We start from the raw sequence: 21,725 nt of genomic DNA, 5'->3' as shown, positions 1-21,725 counted from the left end.
ACATGTTTATTATAATTAATAGTTATACGTTTTTTTTGCATTTAAATTTTATTAGTGTCATCAAAGGCATACCAGTATGTTAAGTGTTTTTTTTCAACAAATGATGGTTTTGTTCTAAATTTCGATTTTGTTATATTGTATATTTTTGGTTATGATGTTATTTGGTATTTTTGAAAGGAGTCGAATCACGCTTACTTTTGAACGCTTATTTTAATAAGGCTTCAATTTATAGGTAAGCATAAACATTAGTAGTATTAATATGTTAAGGCTTTTCATGAAACTAAAAAACTCCGTAACCGCAAAGCTAGTCGCTACCACCGCCTCTGCCATTTTTGTTATTCTTTTACTCACAACTTACTTTTTAGTCTCTAAAGTGAGTGAAAATACAAGTGAACAATTAGACAATGATATTGAGAAGTCCATCGAATTAAATGCCTCAAATATAGAAAGTTATTTTAAAGGGCATATTATTCGAGCTGAAGTTATCTTTAGAAATACGTGGCTAATTGATTGGTTTGAACAACACCGTATACGTGGAGAAAATTTAGATACCACAGCTTATAAGCGGATGATGAAGGTATTCTCTAGAGAAATGGAAGGCCGAGAAGATATTGCCTCGGTCTTTTTTGGTTCAAAATATACGGGTGAGTATTTTGATCAAGGTGGTGTATCTGGGTTAACTGACTATAATGTGCTGACACGTCCTTGGTGGAATGAAGTAAAAGACACTAACGCTTGGAATGTCAGTGGTGTCACTTACGAGCCGCAAATTGAATCTTTCTACGTAGCCATTAATTTCCCTATTCTTAATTTTGATAACCAGTTTATCGGTGCAGGTGGTGTTGATCTCTACTTGCAAGCTATTGATGAAATTGTTTCAAAAATAAAATTTAACGGTGTTGGTCAGGCTTTTCTTATTGATAACAATGGCGATATGATTGTTTTTAACGGTGAAGAATTAGCGGAGGTAAATATTGCTGAACGCTCGACGGCTAATATTCAGTTATCTAACTTAGAAGACAACGCTCTTCATGAAGGATTTTCTAATTTAAGTAATCAAATGCTCAGTAATACAAAGGGGATAGCCAAGGTAATATGGAATAATGAACAATACCATGTTCAATTTCGCGATGTTGTCGTTGAAAAATTAAACCTAAAATGGAAACTTGCTGTTATGGTGCCGCAAAGTTACATTGATGCGCCAGTAAACCAAGCAATTATATCGGCAGTATTTATTAGTTTAGGTATTTTATTAATTACGCTTTTTGTCTTATGGTTCTCGACTTCTCGCTTATTACAGCCACTAATGTCAGTAAAGCAAGCGTTAGTTGAAATTGCTGGTGGCGCTGGTGATTTGTCACAACGAATAAAAATTAAAAGCGATGATGAAGTTGGTCAGCTATCTGATGCGTTTAATCGGTTTATTGAGCAAATTCAAAAAATTGTTTCTCGTGTACAACAAACCAGTGATGAGTTAAGGGACACTACCATTAAAGTTGCTAAAGTAAGTGAGATAACTGTCAGTAAAACAAGTGACGCAGAGAAAGAACTTCATTTAGCTACAGATACAGTGTCAACTATGGCAGAAAATGCTCATACGATAAAAGAGCGTATTTCAACAGCGCGAGAAACAGCCCATGTTGCTAGTCAAACCTCTAAAAAAGGACAAGATGTACTTGCAAGTTCTATGGGGGGCTTAGTAAAACTAAATGATAACTTTGATAATGCAGTACATACTATTGAAGAGCTAAGAGTAAGCAGTCAATCTATTGGTGAAGTGATGGTAGTTATTAAAAATATTGCCGACCAAACTAATTTATTAGCCTTAAACGCGGCAATAGAATCTGCACGTGCTGGTGAACATGGTAGAGGTTTTGCCGTTGTTGCTGATGAAGTAAGGCAGTTGGCTCAACGCACACAAGAGTCTACCACGAGCATTCAACAAAATATTGAGGACTTACAGGCGAAAGCTCATGCAGCTGAAGAAAGAATGAGTAGTACGCGTGAGCAAGTTAACTTATATATGGATAATAGTAAAATTGTTCATACACAATTAGCAGAGATTGCTTCAGTTGTTGAAACAAACCGTGATGATATGCAAGAAATTGTGAATATTACCAGTGAGCAAGATAATGTTGCGCAAAATATTCACGATATGATGCAGCAGGTAAATCAATTAGGAACCGACACGAGTGATGAAGCACAAAGTTTAATGATGATAAGTACTGCATTAGAAAATAAAACCAATAGGCTTAAAGAGTTGGTAGGGCGCTTTAAAATATAGTTAATTTTATATGTTAATAAAGTAAAAACCAGCTGATATAGCTGGTTTTTGTTTATAGTTTTAGGCTAGTCGAATAGATTTAAATAAGTGATCTCATCTTGGAATAATAATAGCAACTAGTGAGTTTGCTATAACCACAATTCAAGAGTGTCAAACGGGCTTAATCCCAAGCTGATGTTAAGCAGAATTAGCTCGCTTTTAAAGCTCTGCTTGCATCATTGAGGCAGTTTTCGGCCTTGCTAGTAACGCAGTGAATTCGTGCCATAACTCCTGAGCTGATCCCGAAGAAATTTTACTGGTTAAATACTCATGCACTAAATCTTGACCGAAATTATAGGTGATAACATATGAGCGGTTCTGCTGATAAAAACTTAAGCGTTGTGTTGCTCTTTCTTTGGTACATAAGGTGTACTTCATCAATAATTCAATAGCTTGGTTGTCTGCTATTTTTTTATCACAATAGCGTTGTGCGACCATATTGTCGGCGTAAGCTAATTTCGACATGAGTTTGAGCACTTTATAATAAAGTTCACTTTCGTTAGGATCTATTCCAGCAATAGGAAATAATACATCACGTTCGAAAGCGATGCGTTCTTCCCAAGGAAAAGCAACCTCAATGCCATAGTTGGCACTACCTTCAGCGAGTAATGAGGTTGGACCAAATAAATTATAAATAGAATACTCCACCCAGTCGCGTTCGATGACAAGATGCTTTTCCATCAAAGCGTTAAAGACATGGTGACCTGGGTACCCCTCATGAGCAGCTAAATCAATAGCGCGCTCAATGTATATATTAATGTCAGTATTTAATTGTATTAGGCTATAGCTATTCCCTTTAAACCAGTTATAGGCTGTCCACACTTGGTCTTGAACAAGCTCAACATTGAAGTTTTCATTTTCAGGCAAAGAAATATACTGCAATGTTCTATTGCGAGCTTCAGTGATCGCGGCATCAAAAACGGCATTTAATTTATCTTTGTGAATAACAAAGCTCTGTCTGTAATTAACGAATCTCGTTGCAAGATCTCCAGAACCCGGCACTAGTGCATCTAATTCTGTAAGAATTTTGTCAAAGTGTGGTTCATCATATTTTGGCGGTTTTGCATCGTATAACGCTTCACACTCACTATAAAAATCAAGCGTATTGCCCATTAAAATATCGATATAAACTTTACAGGCATAGAGGTGTTTTTTTAAGTAATCTAACCTAATTTGATTATTATCGTCGGGTAATTTACCTATTGACTCAGCATCAGAAATTAACGCGATAGCCTGACTACTCAGTTGAGGTAAAGGGTGTTTGCTTACCTCATCTTGCCATTGTTTAGGACCATAATATGCGTCGACATAATTAGGACAGTGTTGCCCAATGGCTAATGACAATTTGACATATTCAATTGCAATAGAATTAATAGAATCCATAAAAAAACTTTGTGATGAAGGGTGTATGTGTAGTTAGTATTTTAACATTACAAAAAATCTATGTATACATTATGCATTGAGGGGTGGCTAAATTGGCTTGAGAAAAATAGTTTATATGTATTTTTCAAGGGGTGAGCAAGGTGCTTAAAAATAAGCACCTGATTGTTTGCTACAAGTGCGCTTTAATTAAGAAGCTCACCGTACTTTCATTGTCGAGTCCAGAAATGCCGTATTTATTGTGCCAAAAACTATATTCAATACCGACTTCTAACTTCTTTGGGTTACCAAAATAGTTACCAACATCCAGTTTAAGTTGAGGGTTGAAGTGAAAGTCTGCTTCATGATCATCAGCAGAGGTTGACCAATCAAAATATCCGTCAAACATAACATGGTGTTTTCCAAACTCCATTGGATAGCCCCAAGAGACGGTGAGCTGTTGATCGTTATCTATTTTTTCATTATTAGCATAATAAATATTGGTATTAAAAAAGCCTTTTTCAAAAAGCTTCCATGATGCACCAACACCGAATAAATAGTTATCAAAGCCAAAACCAAAATCGCCTGATTTACCGCTAGAGTATTCATAGGTGCCGGCAAGATAAACATCTTTGATTAAACCAAACGTTAAGTCGTTATCAGTAACATAGCTTAAACTTAATCTTGGAGAAAACTCGCTATAGGTTTCTTTGTGCTCAGGGTTGTTTTGATCTGCTTTACCGTTAACTCTATCAACAAAGAAAAATACATCACCCCAGTTATGACCTGAGACATGCTCAAAAGTTAACACGTTGATGTCATCGTTGGTTAGTACTTGAAAATCTTGTAAGTTCTTCAAGTAAGATAAACTATTATCACTCCAATAAGTTTCAGCATGTGCTATCGCTGTAGAGCACAGTAGGGTGAATGGTAACAGTTGAATAATATTTTTTTTAATCATGTCATTTATCCATAAAAGGCAAATTTGCCGATAAACAATAAGGCCAGAATGACCACGCTGATATTTAAGGTTTTTATCTTGCCACTAAATAAGCGTACAGCAACATAGCTGATAAAGCCAAAAGCAATACCGTGTGCAATGGAAAAAGTTAATGGCATGGTGATACAGATAATTGCGACAGGGACTGCATCAAGTAAATCATCCCAATCGATATTAACAAGCCCCGACATCATTAATACCGCAACATAAAACAAAGGACCTGCTGTTGCATAGGCCGGTACCATAGCCGCTAACGGTGAAAATAAAAGCGCTAATAAAAATAAAATACCAACAACTACCGCTGTTAAGCCTGTACGACCCCCTGCTGCAACTCCTGCAGTACTTTCTACATAACTTGTTGTCGTAGAAGTGCCTAACATGCTTCCTGCAACGGTTGCTGTTGAGTCGGCTAATAATGCCTTTCCTAAGCGCGGAAAAGTTCCATCTTTAGCTAGCAATTTACCTCGTTGGGCAACAGCAATGAGTGTTCCTGAGGTATCAAATAGATCAACGAAAAGAAAGGCAAAAATAACACTTAACATACCCACCTCGAGCGCACCAGCAATATCTAGTTGCATAAAAGTAGGCACAACAGATGGCGGCATCGAGACAATACCTTGATATTCTACTTTGCCAAGTAAGAGCGCCAAGGCCGTTATAATTATAATAGAGAGCATTACCGAACCGTTTATGCCTTTATTGGCTAGGCCTACAATAACAAATAGACCGATTGCGGCTAAAATGGGTTCTATAGCGGTAATGTCACCTAATGTCACTAATGTTGCTGGGCTATCAACGACAATACCTGCATTTTTTAGTGCAATTAAGGCTAAAAATAACCCAATACCCGCGGCAATACCTGAACGAAGCGCATGCGGTATGCTATTTATTATCCATTCTCTAATACTGAATAAACTGAGTAGAATAAAGACAATACCTGAAATGAATACGCCACCTAAAGCTATTTGCCAACTGTAACCCATATCAAGTACAACGGTGTAGGTGAAAAATGCGTTGAGACCCATTCCAGGCGCTAAAGCGATTGGGTAGTTCGCAACAAACCCCATGATAAAACAGCCAATTGCGGCAGCGATACAAGTGGCTACAAATACAGCACCATTATCCATACCTGCATCTGCAAGCATTGCAGGGTTAACAAAAATAATGTAGGCCATGGTTAAGAAGGTAGTAACCCCAGCAATAACTTCCTTTTTAACGCTGGTTTTGTGTTCTGTTAACTTAAAAACTTTTTCTAACATTAGGCGTGTCTCGTTGATTATTAACTAAGTTATTACGTTTATATATGCCCAATGATAGGTTACTTAAAAAGAGCAAATAAGTTGTTTTAGCATTGCATAAGCTAAAGAGGGTAATAAATTATTGGTTATTTTTTGACAAGGTGATTATAACAAGGCATAAGTTATAACTAAAGGTGATTTATAATTGAAGATAGACACTTTAGCGTTTGTTGCTGAAAGTTATAGTCCTTTTCGTGTTCTTTTTTGGCTAATATAAACGCCAATAAAGACAAGTGAAATACAGAACCATTGCATTACGTCAAGACTTTCACCGAGGATTAGGGCAGAAAGGAATAGGGTAAAGATAGGGATTAAATTGGTAAAAGCAGCAGCTGTTAATACCGATACTTTAGTGATTGCATAGTTATACATGCCATAGGCGCCTATGGTAACAAAAGCGCCAAGATAAATAATGCCTGCTAATGCAGCCATGTCATGTGTTGTAGGAATATCGATGAACAATAAAAATGGTGCAAAAAATATCGACCCGGCAAGCCCTTGTAAAGTAATCAAAGCTAATGGTGAATATCGTGTAGATAATTTCTTTACACTAACTGCATAATAGGCTGCACAAATCATGGCTAAAAATTCAAGGAAATTACCAAGAGCTGGGTTAGATGCATGATTTGAGCTTTCTGACACGATTGTTAATAAAACGCCACCACCGATACAAAAACTAAAACCAATAGCTAATTGTTTAGTCACTTTTTCTTTAAGCATAAAATAAGCGACAACAGCTACCAGCAAAGGAAAGCAAGAGACTAAAACGCCTGCTTGAGAAGCTGAAGTATATTTCATCGCATTACCTTCAAATAAGTAATATAAGCAGGGTTCGGCGATAGACATGCTGAGTAAATATTTCCAGTCACCTTGTTGGTAAGTAAACTTTTTCACCCAAGGCCATAACATAAGGCAGAGTAAAAGGGTGATTAGCATCCTGAAAAAAATAACAAACGCAGGATCATAAATATTAATGGCATATTTTAATGCAATAAATGAGCTACCCCACAAAAATGTGGCTATGATCAAGGCAATACTAGCAGGCATGGCTTTAACTAATTAAAAAATAGAAAAGAAGAGTGCGCAGATTAATGCTTAGTAAGCTGTTTATCAAGACGACTGGCCTTATAAATTATTCAACTGGTCTAGACTATCTCTATTGTAAGATTAAATAGAGTAAATATCGTACATAGCAATAGCGGTTAACTCATTCAAACTTGTACTGTTTATAGTGATAATCTAGTATAGAACGATATTTATTATATGTGAGTCATTGTTGGTGTAAATACGTTCGAATGCAGCATGTATCTTTAATCATTTTAAGATTTTATCTCTTTATGCGTTATTTTCTCTTTTTATTTTTTTCATGTATGCCTTTCTTAGCGACTGCTGAAAAGCTAAATATAGCTGTGGCATCTAATTTTATTAAGCCAATGAAAGCAATTGTGAGAACCTTTGAGCAACACAGTGAACATAATGTTGTTATGTCTTTTGGTTCATCAGGTAAGTTTTTTGCACAAATTAGTCATGGTGCGCCATATCATTTGTTTTTTTCTGCTGATCAAGAAAAACCAATGGCCTTGGAGAAAGCACAATTAACCGTTGAAAATAGTCGATTTACCTATGCGTTGGGAACGTTAGTTCTATGGTCGGTGAATGAAAATCTATTTACTGATGCACCAACATTCTTAGCGCAAGGTCAGTATCGTAAATTAGCAGTTGCCAACCCAAAGTTGGCACCTTATGGTCGAGCGACAAAAGAAGTGCTGGCTAAATTATCGATAGAAGGGCAAAGTCTTTCTCAACAAGTGGTTGCTGAGAATATTGCGCAAGCATATCACTTTACCAGCACAGGTAATGCTGATTTAGGCTTTGTTGCCTTATCACAAGTGATGAATAATGGCGTGATCTCATCAGGTGCTAGTTGGGTTGTTCCACAATCTTATTATCAAGCAATTAAACAAGATGTAGTTATGTTAAAGCGTGGAAAGAATAATCAAGCTGCCCATGACTTTTTAACGTTTATGAAAACAAATGAAGTTGAAAAAATTATGGCTTCTTTTGGGTACACACATTGAGAAAAATAAGCAAAAACATGTTAAATTTTGATTTAAATACTGACCTAAATAGAGCACAAAAATAGCAATGTTTAACTATTTCACTCTTTATTTTGTTAGCAGAGCCATAAGCCGATGAGTTTTTCTCAAGCTGATTTAGCGGCTATATGGTTAACCATAAAGTTAGCGAGCACTGTCACATTATTGTTATTGCTTATAGGTACTCCTATTGCTTGGTGGTTAGCTAGAACATCCTCAAAATGGAAAGGACCAATTGCCGCAATAGTGGCACTACCTTTAGTTTTACCACCGACGGTTATTGGCTTTTACTTATTGGTTGCTATGGGGCCAAACGGTGCTGTAGGTCAGTTTACGCAAAGTATAGGAATTGGGACCTTACCTTTTACTTTTTGGGGACTGGTAATTGCCTCAATTTTTTATTCAATGCCTTTTGTTGTTCAACCCATACAAAATGCTATTGAAGCCTTGGGGGAAAGACCCATTGAAGCCGCGGCAACCCTTCGTGCTGGGCCATGGGATACTTTTTTTAATGTCGTTTTACCTTTAGCAAAACCCGGTTTTATAACCGCAGCTATACTGGGGTTTGCCCATACCGTTGGTGAATTTGGTGTGGTGTTAATGATTGGTGGTAATATTCCAGGTGAAACACAGGTTATTTCGGTACAAATTTATGAGCATGTTGAAGCAATGGAGTATGGTCAGGCGCATGCGTTATCTGCTTTGATGATTGCTTTTTCTTTTATCGTGTTATTAGCGTTATATGGTTTTCAAAGAAAGGGTAAAATTCATGCGCTTTCTGTTAAGTAGTTTGTGCGTGTGCTTTACCAGTGTTTTAGGTGTGAATTGATGTCAATAAATAAATGGGATAACGCTTAACATGATTAAAGCGAAATTTAAGGTTGCTCATCAAACACCTCAAAGCAATAACTTTTCTTTAGACATTGATATAAGCATCCCGAGTCAAGGTATAACAGCCATATTTGGTCATTCAGGCTCAGGAAAAACAACGTTATTAAGATGTATTGCAGGGTTGGAAAAATCAGTAGTAGGGCATTTAGAAGTTTCACAGCAAATATGGCAAAGTGAAAGTTTTTGTTTAAAAACCTACAAACGACCAATTGGCTATGTTTTTCAAGAAGCGAGTTTATTTGAACATTTAACAGCAGATGAAAACCTGACATTTGCTATGAAACGCGCTGAGCATGAAGTGAGTAAAGCGCATTATGAAAAAATAGTTTCTGTGTTGGGCATTCAAACAATACTGACACGTTATCCTAGTGAGTTATCAGGTGGAGAGCGTCAACGTGTCGCTATAGCGAGAGCTTTGCTAGTTCAGCCAAAAATATTATTGATGGATGAACCGCTAGCATCACTGGATAACGCGCGAAAAAAAGAAATTCTCCCTTATCTTGAGCGTTTACAAGCAAGTTTCGATATTCCAATACTGTATGTTAGTCACTCATTAGATGAGGTAGCTCGATTAGCAGATCATGTTGTTGTTTTAGAAGCTGGAAGCGTAAAAGCACAAGGTGAGTTATCAAAAATATTTTCTACACTGGAATACAGTAGTTACTTTGAGCAAGGTACAGGCGTCATCATTAAAGGCTCTGTTGTGGAAAAAGATCAAACATGGCACTTAATGAAAGTTAGCTTTGCGGGTGGAGAGTTATGGTTAAGTGATAATAGCGAGAAAATTGGGGAAGAGGTTAGAGTACGTATTTTAGCTAAAGATGTAAGCCTTGCGCTGTCTAACCATTCAGATTCAAGTATTGCTAATCGCTTTCAAGGTGAAGTGGTTGAAATAGCTAAAGAGGAAGGTTCGCCCATAGTGTTAGTGCGCTTAAAAGTAGGCAATGAATATGTTATTGCCCGCTTAACTGGGAAGTCATTAGCCAGTTTAGGGTTATCTGAGGGGGCTCACTGTTGGGCGCAAATTAAGTCGGTTGCTATTGTTCATTAGGGTTCGCATATTAATAGGTCTTTTGAATAGGTCAGTGATAAACCTGCAAGGTAGCCATTAAAACTATTTAACACAGTATTAGCTTGTCGCCTTAACTCATTGTTTTAGTTGCAGACTGTTTATAAGCTATATGTAAGAAAATAGCCGATGATAAACCTGCACCGCCCGTAATCATGCACATTACAACTATTTGATATCTAACGGCAATGAGAGGCGAAACACCTGAAAATATTTGCCCTGTCATCATACCCGGTAAGGTGACTAAGCCGACAGCAAGTAAGGTATTGAATAAAGGGTTTAAGCCGGCTTTAAAGGCTTGCTCTCTTGCTTTTATCCCACAAGAGGTATGAATTATTTCATTGGTAAAACGTTCAGCGGTAATACTAACAGTGTTCATCGCGCTGGCGAAAATCATGCCTGCTAACGGAATAATGGTATCAGCTTTGTACCATGGGTTTGCTTCCAACACAAAAATAATAATAAAAGCTAAGGTTAAGCCACTTCCTAGGGCAATTGCCACGAACGCATGAGAGTATTTTACTGCCTTTCTATCATTAATAGGCCTTAAAGCGATAGAGCTGGCGACAATTAGCATAAAGGATAATAGTAGTAAAATGATGAAAGGAGTTTCAACCGCGAAAATCCAGTTTAAGGCATAGCCTATCGCTAATAGTTGAATGACCATACGGGCCATAGCAATCATTGAGTCAGTAATTTTTAACGACCAATGAAACATAATAAAAATCACTAGAATCACAGGTATAAATGAAAAGGCAAGGTTACTCAGTGGAATAGTATTCATTAGGTCGCGTTCTCTGAAAATGTATCGATGAAATAGGATTTTACTAGAAAATAAACCGTTAAAGTCAATTGTATATTTAATGACCGTTAGCGGTTTTGTTATTTCATTTTTCTCAATACAGCTTTATTTGGTTAAATATAGCTTAAGGTGAATGTTATTTAAAAGCTTATGCTAGAAGCTTTTTGCACTCTTCGATACACTCTAAGCAAGACTGTTCACATGCTTTACATTCTTTGTGTTTTGTATGCTTACCGCACTCGTCAGCACAGGTTTGACAAACATCAATGACTATTTTAGCTAAAGCATTCACTTGTGTTGATTGGTAACTGGCCATTTTTGCTAAGGCACGACACATAATGATCATTTCGTTAACGGTTTCTGCGCATTTAGCTAAAGTGGTATCTCCCATTTTAAACATCTGCATACAGTGAGCGATACATTCATCACCATGTTGGGCACATTCATTGGCAATTGCGATTAATGCTTTATTTAACTTGCTTGGCATATGGTGGTGATGCGAATGATCTGTATTAGCCATTACTGGAGCTGCAGCTAGTGCAGCAGTTCCTGTAACGATCCCTTTAAGTAAACTTCTACGTGAGCTTTGTTGTTCAATGTCATTTGACATGGTTACTCCTTTACTGATGAATCATTTTATGTGGAGTATATAATGATTCTCTCATACAAAATCGATTAATCAATAGGATGCATTAAATTTTAAGTATAAAAAAAGCGGGTCAAATGACCCGCTAAAAGTTAGTTAAACATCTTTATGTAAGGGAAGATACTTTTAACTAAATCACATCGTTATTATTGTAATAACTATTTGACATCAACCTGAACAGCAACCTCACTGCCAGAGTTTTGAACACCTATATAAAACCAACCTGAAGGTGGGTTATTTACTGTGATGCTTTGTTCTGTAGTACCAGCAATGATTGACTTATGAGTATGCGTAGCGGCAGTTGCCCAGGTACTACCCACATACAACTCAGCTTCACCTGTACCATGTGCGGTATTAATATCAATGCTTGATACTGATTCGTTTAAGTAAATGTAATAGCTATTACGGCCATTTCCAGTACACATTGCTTTACCTGATTCAATTGCACTGTAGTCATTTACAGACATTGTTGCACAAGCATTAGCTATATCCGCTGCTGGTGGCTCTACCGGCTCTTCAGGGTCTGTTACATCGCCTGACTCTGTTAAGCTCACTTTAAAGGTAACTTCAGCATAGTCGCTTTCACTATTTAACGTGATATAGCGCCAGCCTCGATTAGCCGTTACTGTTAAAGTATGCGTTACACCTGTTGCATTGGTAGAAGCTTGAGCATTACTTGAAGTTGCCCATGTGTCAGCATTGAAGTAAATACCCACATCACCTTGACCACCCGCGGTAGTTAGATAAAGGGTTGTGTTGTCTTCTTCAACCCATACATAGTATGAGCCGCGGCCACCAGAAACACATTCATCGGTTTCAAGGGTTAGTTTCCCACTAGTGATTGTTGCTGCGCCACAATCAGGTACCGTTACACCGCCACCATTATTAGGATCATTCGGGTAAGGGTCTGAGTTGTCACCCATGCCATCGTTATCGGAATCAGCCCATTCTGTAGCGTCATTAGGGAATACATCACTGTTATCTCCATAACCATCGCCATCAGAGTCAGTTGTTTCACTGCTATCGTTAGGGAATGCATCAGCATTATCACCTACACCATCTTCATCAGAATCTTTTGTTTCTGTTGCGTCAGTTGGAAATGCATCACTGTTGTCACCAGTACCATCGCTATCTGAATCTAACCATTCAGAAGGATCATTTGGGAAAGCATCAACAGAATCTAAATGCCCGTCGCCATCAGAGTCTACATCACCATTTGGTGTTGGATCTGCATTGTCACCAATACCGTCGCCATCAGAATCTTTTGTTTCTGAAGGATCGTTAGGGAAAGCGTCGCCATTGTTACCTACACCATCACCATCTGAATCAACTGATTCAGAAGCATCTTGTGGGAAAGCATCACTGTTATCGCCAACGCCGTCACCATCAGAGTCTTTTGTTTCGGTAGGGTCATTAGGGAAAGCATCTTCACTATCAATTACACCGTCGCCATCAGAGTCTACTGGCTCTTGTGTCCCACCACCTAATTCACTGGTAATAATATAATCATTACTGGTTTCTTCTTCGGTCATTACGGCAACACCTAAACACTGATTATTTTCATCAGTAATTGCTGCACGGCGGTTACCGAACCATTTCCAAGTTGTTGCACTGTCGTATGTTTCACCCGTAGCTAGGGTAGTAAAGCCAAAGCTTTCACTTAACTCACCCGTTTCAGCGTCTACTCTATGAATACGTACAGGATTTTCACTGTTGTTAACAAAAGAGAAATCAGCTTCAAATGGGCCTGTTAAGTGTTTGGCCATTAAATCACAACGACCAATTGTATTTGCAGCAGGGATTACTTCAGGCTCGGCAGCATTGGCTACCATTGCTTGATCGACAGTGAAGTTGGCAACAGGGTTGTTTAACACACCAACGCTTAAACAATTTAAATTGCTATCTGTCACCATTAAGCGACGATCACCAAACCAAACATCATTTGAATACGTTGCGCCCGGAGCTAAAACACCGTAACCATGTGTGAAGTCGGTTGCACCACTGGTGGTGATAATGCTTCCTTTGGTGTTGTCTATTCTAAATAAGCGAACTGCGGTATCAGAGGTATTGGTAATAGTGAACTCATGCGACTCATCCATAATTAAATGAGGTTGTGCTAAAGCACAGCTACCCATTTGGTTTAGTGCAGGAATGTCTTCAGTAACAACATCTTTAACTAGCTCAGCATCAATAGTAAAGGTATTACTGTTTTCAGCCATCACAGCCACACCAATACAGTTCATGTTATTATCAGATAACATCATGCGATCACCAACACTCCAAGAACTTGAAGAGTAGGTATCACCCTGATTTAACGTTTTATAGTTTTTAGCAAAGTTAGTTTCACCTGTAGTGCTGTTTACCCAGAATAAAGAAACAGGTGTATCGGTGATATTTGTAAAGGTAAAATCGGTTTTGTTTGCATCAATATGGCGAGCATATTGTTGTTCTAAATTACAGCTACCAATAGTATCTTGTGCAGGCATAGAAACGGAAGCGGGTGCTACTGTTTCTGAGTTTGCTAGCATATATGCCTCAAAGCCATCTTCTGTGCGTGCAGCAACTTCTTTAAGAGCGGCAACATATGCATTGTTATCACCCGATTGAAGTGCAGAAGCTAAGGTATTTACTTCACTCTTATGCTCTTCACCTAAATAACGCATGGCAAAGTAGCCCCATGGATATAAGTTGTCGTATTCATAGCTCATGAATAACAAGTTATATAATGGTGGAATTGTTTCACCTTTAAGGGTGTTTAATGTACGCGTATGCTCAGCGCCCATCGCCATATATTCAGCCATACCTTCAGACCATGATACGTTATAGTCAAAATCACCGTATGATCCTGCTTTTATGTATCGACCATCAAGGTAGTGAACATATTCATGTCTTAAGTTATATATTTGATCTTCATACTGACAAGAACTACCTACCCATGAGTCTGGACATTGCATAGCAATAAAGCGTGCTTGGTTACCATCGTTCTCTGGTGTGCCTTCTAGATACATACCACCATTATCAGTACTAATACCGAAAAACTCACTAGCATACTTTTCATAATCTTCAGGGCTTGCAAAAGCCACGACTTCAATGTGCGAGTTTTTATCACCTGTTACCGGATTTCCAGCGGTATTAAAGAACGCATGAAATTCAGATTCTTGTAGAGCCATATCAACACAAGACTGATTTAGTGTTGCCTGGCTTATTGAACTTTGCGCTCTAATCGTTATATTTGCTGAACATTCATGGCTAACAGTTAAAATATCTTCTTCTTTTGGTGGAACCACACAGCTGCCAAATAAGGCATCGCCCTCTTCACAAGCGCGACCAGCACTTTCAAGGTAGTTTTTAGTAATAATTGTTTCAGTGGTTTCAACAGAAATAGTATTGATAACTTTGCCACGAACTTCTAAAACAGTGCTGTCGAATCGACCTTGTGCTTCTTCTGTTGCGATAGATGAAACTTTCCCCATGGTATTAAAACTATGAGGTAGAATCCATTTAATGTCAGATTCACCACTCCAGCGTGTATCTAAAGAAGTTTCACCTAAAAATGTAAAAGAGCGTAATACAGAAAGCACATCTAACATGTTGTCATTAAAGGCGGCTTTTGTTGCAGAGTCACCATAGTAAGCAGCAGAGCCTAATGACAATAGAATTGCCATGGTAGTATCGCCCGCATTACTAATAGCAAAAGGGTTAGTCTCCAAAGAGAAATACTGTAAAGCAGCTAAAAGGTGAGGTAAGTGTTCTTTGTAATATGTGGAGCCTTCGTAACGTTCGAAATTATTTAACGCTTTAGCGTAACCTTCTTGAATAACCGTACCCGCTGGTGAAATAAAGCCAGTCATTTGTGTTACAGCCAATAATGCCGTACTTAATGCCTGAGCTTCTGATGCGGTCATTTGCTCTGCGTGATATTTATATGAGCCTAAAAAGTATAATAATTGATTTAAATCAGGGTCGGCTAAGTCATCTGCTTTTGCCAAGTAATGAATTGCATTGCTTACCTCACTAATAGGATCGTTTGCTGCGCCAGCAATGTCTGCGAAATCACTATAACTTGCAGCAAGTATCGAAGCGATAGTTGAACCATATTGAGACTTCGAGGAGATTGGCGCATTTGCTACTGAAATCTCTACACGAGTTGGGTAAACAATGTAATCTCCCATCGGCGGTGGTACATCGCCACCTGTTACTGATACCGTTAAGCTTGTTTCTTGAATATTGCCATCAACTTTAAAGTAACGTTCACCCGCACGAGAAACGAAGGAAATACTTTCTTCATTTGTGCCACTGGTAATACTACTGGCTTCTACATCCCCGTTCCAAGAGTTGCCTTGGTATAGTTTAATATCAGCGTCGCTACCCGTAAATGTACCGCCAGAGGTGGTAATGGTTACGTCGCTATTTTCATAAGGAACGTTAACGTATAGGTAATGTCCGTAATCTGTAATACATTGCGTTTGGTTGGCAGGGACTTCAGCTTGTCTTTCTAAAGTTTTGGTACCGCACATTTGTGCTGCTTGAGAAGTGCTTATTTGTAATGAAAAACAAATCGCGCTTGCTAACATCGTTTTCTTGGTAGATAAAATCATATTGTTATTATACTCGTTAGGTACAAGTGATTAGGTAAATCGTCCGTGTTGCATTTTGAACATCTTGTTTTTTTTATGGTTCAAACTGCCGCTAACCCGTACATCCATCTCTTGTGGCGCATTGATTTCGCTATATGCACTATCTATATATATTATATTTTGTATACAATTCCAAGTTAATATTTAATAAGAATTCCTTCGTAGTTTCAATGTCATAGGTTATTAGGATAGTTTTTACTAAACAAAACAGGGATTAATTCATTATTATAAAAATTATATTTAATTGAATTTTTATACGTTTTTGTGTGGTTTATTTAAGGTGGTGAGAGAAGTAATGTACTGACGTCCTTATCAGTATGAAGTAGAAAGTGAGGAAAGCGTGAAGGAACTTATTCTAGCCTCTAGGCGGTTGATTAATTGAATTTTGAGTTGGTAATGGCTTATTAGGAACACCTGGAGGCTGCGGTGCTGAGTTATGACTATGGTTATGTTCATGACCGTGCGGTGGTGCTATATTGCTTGGATCTTGATGATCTCTAGCCTTGTCTTCATTTCTTGCCACTACCGTTTTACGCGGTTCATGCTTTGAAGGCGCTGCAGCGACTTGTTGTTGATCTGATGATAATGTTTCAGCTATATTTCGCAGGTTTTGAGGTGATGGTGCTTTATTTTTGTCTAGCAATTTCTTTGGTGCAGGCATACTCACTGGTGCAGATACACTTGCTTGTTTAGTTGCTTTAGGAGTAGGCTCAGGGCTGGTATGAAATTGTTGATATGCTATGGCACCTACTGCGACAAGTGCGATGACGCTTATGGCTACTGTGCTTTTATTCATTTTGATTCTCCTGTAACTAAGTTGTGAATACTCTATTCGCTATGATGAAACTCAATCTACCGTATATTGTATAATTGATGACAGGTTAGCATGAAGATAATTGAGATTGCAATGCTGATAATGTAAAGGTTAGTAATTGAAGATAAGAGGGATAGAGTTAATTCTGCTAAAGCATCATATTAAACGTATCTTTAGGGATTTTGTTTCGGGGTAAGTGCTAATAACAGAAGGTTTTCTGGCTAACATTTAACGCGTACCTTTGATTCAGTTTAATGAGTGTTACTCTGAATCAAAGGAAGCTACTGGGGCATGTTAATCTTTGTTTAATTATTCAGCTGAGAGCTTAAATTCCCCTAATCTAAGCAAAAATAGCTCATTGCTGAAAGTATCAACAACGGCCAACACGCCCTAATGCACTAATAGTTATGATATAAACCAAACTCTTGATTAATCTTATTATTTTGTTTATTTGCCCATAAATAATACTCTTGCTCTTCAAGTAGGCTGGCAGCAGCTTTATCTAATACTACAATGGCGTTTTCATGCATTTGAAGCGCAGAGGCAGGGCACATTGCAGATAAAGAGCCTGTTACCATATCTTTTACAGCCTTTGCTTTGTTCTCACCTGTCGCCATCAGCAGTACATAACGCGCATCAAGAATTGTTGCTATCCCCATGGTCATCGCTAATGTAGGCTGAAACTCATCTGCGCGGAATAAACGACTATTATCAGAAAGAGTTTGCTGCGTTAACGTTTTTATTCTGGTACGTGAAGCAAGACTTGACGTTGGTTCATTAAAACCAATATGCCCATTGGCGCCAATACCCAAAATTTGCAGGTCAATACCGCCAGCGCTTTTTATCATTTGCTCGTATCTTAATCCTTGCTCTCTGGGGTTTTCCCCCTGCGAGCAAGCGGGTAGATACGTTTTGGCCTTGTTGATATCAACATGATTAAATAAATTTTCATTCATGAAGTGACGGTAGCTTTGGCTATTATCTTCATCAATACCTAAGTATTCATCTAAGTTAAAGCTCGTGGTATTTTTAAAGCTAATCTCACCTGATTGATACTTTAAAACAAGCTGCTGGTAAAGGCTAATAGGTGTATTACCGGTTGCTAGGCCTAAGACCGGGTTAGATTTTTTATTAATTAACTCAGCCACCCATTGAGCAGCATTGTTTGCAACTTGCTGAGCATCATCAAAAATAATAACTTGCATACATGTTCCTTTATACTTATAGAGCTCACTATGTATTGCTAGTAAACTACTGAAACTAAATTATAGGTTAACTATTTATAACTGAAAAATACTCAATTATGGCAACACTCTACCAATATATGACAGCGTTGTCATTTGTTGGTAGAGTGTTTTTGATAACTTTTTTACTAATTCATTGTAAAATTAGAGTATGTTGCGTTTACAGCATATGTTTTTGCTGCAGTTCAATAATCATTTAAACACGGAAGAATTTACGTCGTGTGGTCGCTTCATATATTGATGTGTAAAACAGTAAAAATGGTTTGAGTACGCCCAAGGGCTGAGACTAAAATCTTTTTATTCTGCGCCAAAAGGGGGACTCTGAGCTGAATGATTAAACAAAGGGTAACACTCTTTAGGCTATTTCAATTTTAAAAGGTTAATTTAATCATTAAAGGCTACACTTGAAGTACTTAGTCGACAATGAACATGTATCAAGGCATGATGGGATTACGACTAGCCCCTTTAATAAAAATTGTAGTTAATTGAAGTAACATATGTTTGCTAAAGATAAAAAAAGTACTCAGCAATGGGTGGAGTTAATTGCTCATAGCGAGTTACCCGCGATTACTTCTACTGCACAGTTATTAGATAAATTTTCTAATGATGATAAATCATCATTACCTAAATTAAGTAAAGCAATTCTTCATGATCAAGCGTTATCCTCGTGTTTACTCAAAATAGCAAACGGTATTCAACATTTAGGTGTTAATAAAGTGACGACAGTTTCACGTGCGACAGTTGTTTTAGGTATTCAGTCTGTTAAGAATATATGCTTAACTGCAAAGTTGGTCGACAGCTTACTTGCTAGCAAAAGTTTAGATATTCATGTTTATAATGAATTAACCCAGTCTATGGCAAACTCATTTTATGCAGGGATGTTAGCTAAAATGATGGTGCCAGCTTATAGCGATGAGCTTCAAGAAGAAGTTTATCTTGCTGCTATGTTGTATCGAATTGGTGAAACTGCTTTCTGGAGTATTGGTGGTGAAGATGCATCTAAATTAGCAGCGCAAGATCACCTTACGCCCAAAGCATTTAATGAATATTGCCAAGCTAATATTGGCACAACGTTTAATGACTTAAGTAAAGGGTTGGCTTTAACATGGCATTTGAGTGATATTCTAGTGAAGGCGTTAGATCAACCACAGAATAGAACAGATGAAGTAAGGATTATCTATTTTGCCGATCAACTAAGTAGCATTATTGCATCACCCGGTGATGATGAAGAGAGTTTCAATGAATTATTAGCTGAAATATCGAAAATAATGAATATTTCAGTGAGGCAGCTTAAAGCGAGAATAGAGCATACTCGTGAAATTTCTTGCAAGTTATTATCATCTTATGGAGCAGAAGTGCTTTCAGAGCGCATAAAAACGCTCCCTAGTGGTAAAATGTTTTCTTCGAATTTAGCATCTCACCAAAAAAATCATGTGGTTACCAAGGAAAAAGAGTTACTGAATGCTTTTATGCAACTGACTCAGTTAGTCAATTCAAGCCATGATTTTAATGAGTATTTACAGTTGGCATTGGTTGATATAAGCAAAGTTTTTGCTTTTGAACGTAGCTCATTTTTGATGCTGGTGGATAATAAATCAGCAGTGAAATCTCGCTTTGTTGTTGATGCTCAAGGTAATAAAGATCCATTTAAAGTGAAGATTAATTTAACGTTAAGTGACAATGTATTGGCTAAGGTTATAAAAGCAAAGCAGCCCGCATTAGTGAATGATATGAAGCATGAACACTGGCGCGATCTTATTACCGCTGAAGTTGCGAATTTTATGAATAACGGGGCTATGGCTATAGCACCCATTAAAATTTCAGGTAAAGTTATTGGTGTAATTTGTGGTCAATTCCTTGAACAAGACTCAGAAATAGCCAGTGAAGATTACCGACAATTTTGTGCGCTAATTGAACATTTAAACATGTGCTTAACAATGGTTATGATGAAATAACAACAATCTAATCGCTACGCCTTAAATTTATCATATTCAATAGGTATAAAATTCATACTTAAAAGGCCAACATGCCCTAGGGTATTTGTTGTTACTTTACTTAATCTGTTCTGTTAATATGCCTGCATTCAAATAGAACTTTAATATTGTATTGGTTGTTATGGCTGAAACGCATTCGTACACTTCGTCTTTTACTCTAGATAAAGCGCATTTCACTGAGTGTTATACGCAATCGACTACTGTCGAGCACAATCGGAAAACGTACTTTAAAGCAAATGTTTTAACAGTATTTGGCTTATTTATTTTGCTCTTTACACCTGTTAATGGTTATGCAGCTTGGTTTGTTATTTCATTAGGTTTATTGGAGTCTTTAAGTATTTATTATCATCAACCTTGGTGGGTATTTAGGCAAATGCTCAGTAAAGCGTCTAACAGTGAAGTCACGATAACTATTGATGATAAAGGTGTTTTAACAGAATCGTTTTATGATAAACGTAAAATTCTCTGGCACGATGTTAATCAAATAAAAGAAACAGAATTAGGCTATGTTATTTTCTTTTCTGTCGGAAAAAATATCAGTAAAAGTTACCTTTCTCGAGCTAGTTTGTCAGTTGAAGCTCAAGCTTTAATTAAGTCACAAGCAGGTTTTGTCGCAGCTGAATAATTGTCAGAATGAATCAAAATAAGTCGTTATTGGCTAACCCGCTATTTATTTTGCTTTTTATTAGTACGTGGGTTGGGCTTATTTTAAGCTCAAGCTTTAGCTGGCAAGTATTAATTGGTTATGTACATTTTACATTGTTAGGCGTTGTTGGCGCTATTTTTGCCAATTCTACAGGTGCTGGTGGCGGGGTGATTTTTATCCCTATGTTTAATCAGTTAAACTTTACTGAAGTAGAGTCTGTTGCGACAAGTTTTGCAATTCAGTGCTTTGGCATGACTGCAGGCGCAATAACATGGTATCACCACTATCATACTGAAAAAACAGATTTGCGTTTGTGGCAAGGCTTTAAACGTATAATTTCGTTAACCAGTATTACTTCTATTCTTACTATTAGTTTAGCGCTGTATTTATCTATTCCTTCTCCTGCCTCATTAACATTTAGTTTTAGTTGGTTTTCGCTAGTATTAGGCCTTTTCATTATTATCACCATTTATTCTTTTAAAGGGAGTAAAGAACGGAGCCAATTAGCGCCTTATGATTATATCGCATTACTAGTAATAGGTATTTTTGGGGGAGCAATTACCGCATGGTTAAGTGTGGGGGTTGGTGAAATAGTCGCGATTTATCTTATAGTACGCCGTTTTGATATTAATATGGCAGTAGCGTGTGCTGTGATTATTTCTGCTATTTCAGTATGGTTTGCTATTTTTCACTTGCAAGTAGATATATATTGGCAAGTTGTATTGTTTGCAGGGCCTGCCGCAGTAGTTGGCGGCATATTTGCTAAAACCATAGTGACACACTTATCGGCGACAAAACTTAAACTCTTCTTTGCCTGCTGGTTGTTGATTAGTGGTCTAGCAGGTGTAATTTCGTAGCGCTAATTGATTAAGTTATTAATGAGAATTATTCTCAAATGACTTGACA

The 21,725-nt window shown here is 37.6% G+C and carries 16 protein-coding genes; 7 read left to right on the top strand and 9 right to left on the bottom strand.

The features are described 5' to 3' along the window. Window positions 1-274 precede the first annotated feature (274 nt). On the top strand, window positions 275-2,284 hold the full coding sequence (locus D1094_RS01020; protein ID WP_182440062.1) for a methyl-accepting chemotaxis protein: 2,010 nt from the start codon (window positions 275-277) through the stop codon (window positions 2,282-2,284). A gap of 198 nt (window positions 2,285-2,482) precedes the next feature. On the opposite strand, the gene D1094_RS01015 is transcribed toward D1094_RS01020, so the two are convergent. From D1094_RS01015 to D1094_RS01000, 4 genes are all read right to left on the bottom strand, one after another. Beyond that, window positions 2,483-3,706 carry a hypothetical protein gene (locus D1094_RS01015; protein ID WP_118958219.1) on the bottom strand — a complete coding sequence of 408 codons (1,224 nt, stop codon included), beginning with the start codon at window positions 3,704-3,706 and terminating at the stop codon, window positions 2,483-2,485. Window positions 3,707-3,875: 169 nt separating this feature from the next. Beyond that, a complete protein-coding gene (locus tag D1094_RS01010) occupies window positions 3,876-4,643 on the bottom strand; it encodes an outer membrane protein OmpK (RefSeq protein ID WP_118958218.1) in 768 nt (255 codons plus the stop codon). A gap of 5 nt (window positions 4,644-4,648) precedes the next feature. Further along, entirely contained in the window at window positions 4,649-5,941 is a 1,293-nt protein-coding gene (locus D1094_RS01005; RefSeq protein ID WP_118958217.1) for an NCS2 family permease, read from the bottom strand. Window positions 5,942-6,160: 219 nt separating this feature from the next. Further along, window positions 6,161-7,027, bottom strand: coding sequence for a DMT family transporter (locus D1094_RS01000; RefSeq protein ID WP_118958216.1), 867 nt, complete (start codon window positions 7,025-7,027; stop codon window positions 6,161-6,163). 290 nt (window positions 7,028-7,317) lie between these two features. On the opposite strand from D1094_RS01000, the gene modA reads away from it, so the two are divergent. The 3 genes from modA (at window position 7,318) to modC (ending at window position 10,018) form a co-directional block, all read left to right on the top strand. Beyond that, window positions 7,318-8,058 carry a molybdate ABC transporter substrate-binding protein gene (gene modA / locus D1094_RS00995; RefSeq protein ID WP_220452509.1) on the top strand — a complete coding sequence of 247 codons (741 nt, stop codon included), beginning with the start codon at window positions 7,318-7,320 and terminating at the stop codon, window positions 8,056-8,058. Window positions 8,059-8,172: 114 nt separating this feature from the next. Continuing rightward, complete coding sequence (modB, locus tag D1094_RS00990) at window positions 8,173-8,865, top strand: molybdate ABC transporter permease subunit (RefSeq protein ID WP_118958215.1); 693 nt, start codon at window positions 8,173-8,175, stop codon at window positions 8,863-8,865. Window positions 8,866-8,935: 70 nt separating this feature from the next. Next, complete coding sequence (modC, locus tag D1094_RS00985; RefSeq protein WP_118958214.1) at window positions 8,936-10,018, top strand: molybdenum ABC transporter ATP-binding protein; 1,083 nt, start codon at window positions 8,936-8,938, stop codon at window positions 10,016-10,018. A gap of 91 nt (window positions 10,019-10,109) precedes the next feature. Here modC and D1094_RS00980 read toward each other — a convergent pair whose 3' ends face one another. The 5 genes from D1094_RS00980 to nagB all read right to left on the bottom strand — a co-directional run bounded on the left by D1094_RS00980 (window position 10,110) and on the right by nagB (window position 18,140). Then, on the bottom strand, window positions 10,110-10,820 hold the full coding sequence (locus D1094_RS00980) for an ABC transporter permease (protein ID WP_118958213.1): 711 nt from the start codon (window positions 10,818-10,820) through the stop codon (window positions 10,110-10,112). Between the two features lie 166 nt (window positions 10,821-10,986). Next, entirely contained in the window at window positions 10,987-11,448 is a 462-nt protein-coding gene (locus D1094_RS00975; protein WP_118958212.1) for a four-helix bundle copper-binding protein, read from the bottom strand. Window positions 11,449-11,642: 194 nt separating this feature from the next. Next, window positions 11,643-16,082, bottom strand: coding sequence for a collagenase (locus D1094_RS00970; protein ID WP_182440061.1), 4,440 nt, complete (start codon window positions 16,080-16,082; stop codon window positions 11,643-11,645). A gap of 394 nt (window positions 16,083-16,476) precedes the next feature. After that, complete coding sequence (locus D1094_RS00965) at window positions 16,477-16,917, bottom strand: hypothetical protein (protein WP_118958211.1); 441 nt, start codon at window positions 16,915-16,917, stop codon at window positions 16,477-16,479. A gap of 416 nt (window positions 16,918-17,333) precedes the next feature. Next, window positions 17,334-18,140: a glucosamine-6-phosphate deaminase gene (gene nagB, locus D1094_RS00960; protein WP_118958210.1), complete on the bottom strand. Its 807-nt coding sequence runs from the start codon at window positions 18,138-18,140 to the stop codon at window positions 17,334-17,336. A 536-nt stretch (window positions 18,141-18,676) separates the two neighbouring features. Between nagB and D1094_RS00955 the strand changes: the two genes are divergently transcribed. From D1094_RS00955 to D1094_RS00945, 3 genes are all read left to right on the top strand, one after another. Next, entirely contained in the window at window positions 18,677-20,134 is a 1,458-nt protein-coding gene (locus tag D1094_RS00955; protein WP_118958209.1) for an HDOD domain-containing protein, read from the top strand. Between the two features lie 160 nt (window positions 20,135-20,294). After that, entirely contained in the window at window positions 20,295-20,798 is a 504-nt protein-coding gene (locus D1094_RS00950; RefSeq protein ID WP_118958208.1) for a YcxB family protein, read from the top strand. A gap of 8 nt (window positions 20,799-20,806) precedes the next feature. After that, on the top strand, window positions 20,807-21,676 hold the full coding sequence (locus D1094_RS00945) for a sulfite exporter TauE/SafE family protein (protein ID WP_118958207.1): 870 nt from the start codon (window positions 20,807-20,809) through the stop codon (window positions 21,674-21,676). Window positions 21,677-21,725: the final 49 nt, after the last annotated feature.

The sequence above is a fragment of the Colwellia sp. RSH04 genome (assembly GCF_003545765.1).
Taxonomy (GTDB): domain Bacteria; phylum Pseudomonadota; class Gammaproteobacteria; order Enterobacterales; family Alteromonadaceae; genus Colwellia.
Note: the sequence above shows the minus strand (reverse complement) of the source record. Positions and strands in the feature narration are given on the sequence as shown.

Coding starts and splice junctions, on each gene's coding strand:
- D1094_RS01020 (WP_182440062.1), top strand. CDS start 275: ATGAAACTAAAAAACTCCGTAACCGCAAAGCTAGTCGCTACCACCGCC.
- D1094_RS01015 (WP_118958219.1), bottom strand. CDS start 3,706: ATGGATTCTATTAATTCTATTGCAATTGAATATGTCAAATTGTCATTA.
- D1094_RS01010 (WP_118958218.1), bottom strand. CDS start 4,643: ATGATTAAAAAAAATATTATTCAACTGTTACCATTCACCCTACTGTGC.
- D1094_RS01005 (WP_118958217.1), bottom strand. CDS start 5,941: ATGTTAGAAAAAGTTTTTAAGTTAACAGAACACAAAACCAGCGTTAAA.
- D1094_RS01000 (WP_118958216.1), bottom strand. CDS start 7,027: ATGCCTGCTAGTATTGCCTTGATCATAGCCACATTTTTGTGGGGTAGC.
- modA (WP_220452509.1), top strand. CDS start 7,318: ATGCGTTATTTTCTCTTTTTATTTTTTTCATGTATGCCTTTCTTAGCG.
- modB (WP_118958215.1), top strand. CDS start 8,173: ATGAGTTTTTCTCAAGCTGATTTAGCGGCTATATGGTTAACCATAAAG.
- modC (WP_118958214.1), top strand. CDS start 8,936: ATGATTAAAGCGAAATTTAAGGTTGCTCATCAAACACCTCAAAGCAAT.
- D1094_RS00980 (WP_118958213.1), bottom strand. CDS start 10,820: ATGAATACTATTCCACTGAGTAACCTTGCCTTTTCATTTATACCTGTG.
- D1094_RS00975 (WP_118958212.1), bottom strand. CDS start 11,448: ATGTCAAATGACATTGAACAACAAAGCTCACGTAGAAGTTTACTTAAA.
- D1094_RS00970 (WP_182440061.1), bottom strand. CDS start 16,082: ATGATTTTATCTACCAAGAAAACGATGTTAGCAAGCGCGATTTGTTTT.
- D1094_RS00965 (WP_118958211.1), bottom strand. CDS start 16,917: ATGAATAAAAGCACAGTAGCCATAAGCGTCATCGCACTTGTCGCAGTA.
- nagB (WP_118958210.1), bottom strand. CDS start 18,140: ATGCAAGTTATTATTTTTGATGATGCTCAGCAAGTTGCAAACAATGCT.
- D1094_RS00955 (WP_118958209.1), top strand. CDS start 18,677: ATGTTTGCTAAAGATAAAAAAAGTACTCAGCAATGGGTGGAGTTAATT.
- D1094_RS00950 (WP_118958208.1), top strand. CDS start 20,295: ATGGCTGAAACGCATTCGTACACTTCGTCTTTTACTCTAGATAAAGCG.
- D1094_RS00945 (WP_118958207.1), top strand. CDS start 20,807: ATGAATCAAAATAAGTCGTTATTGGCTAACCCGCTATTTATTTTGCTT.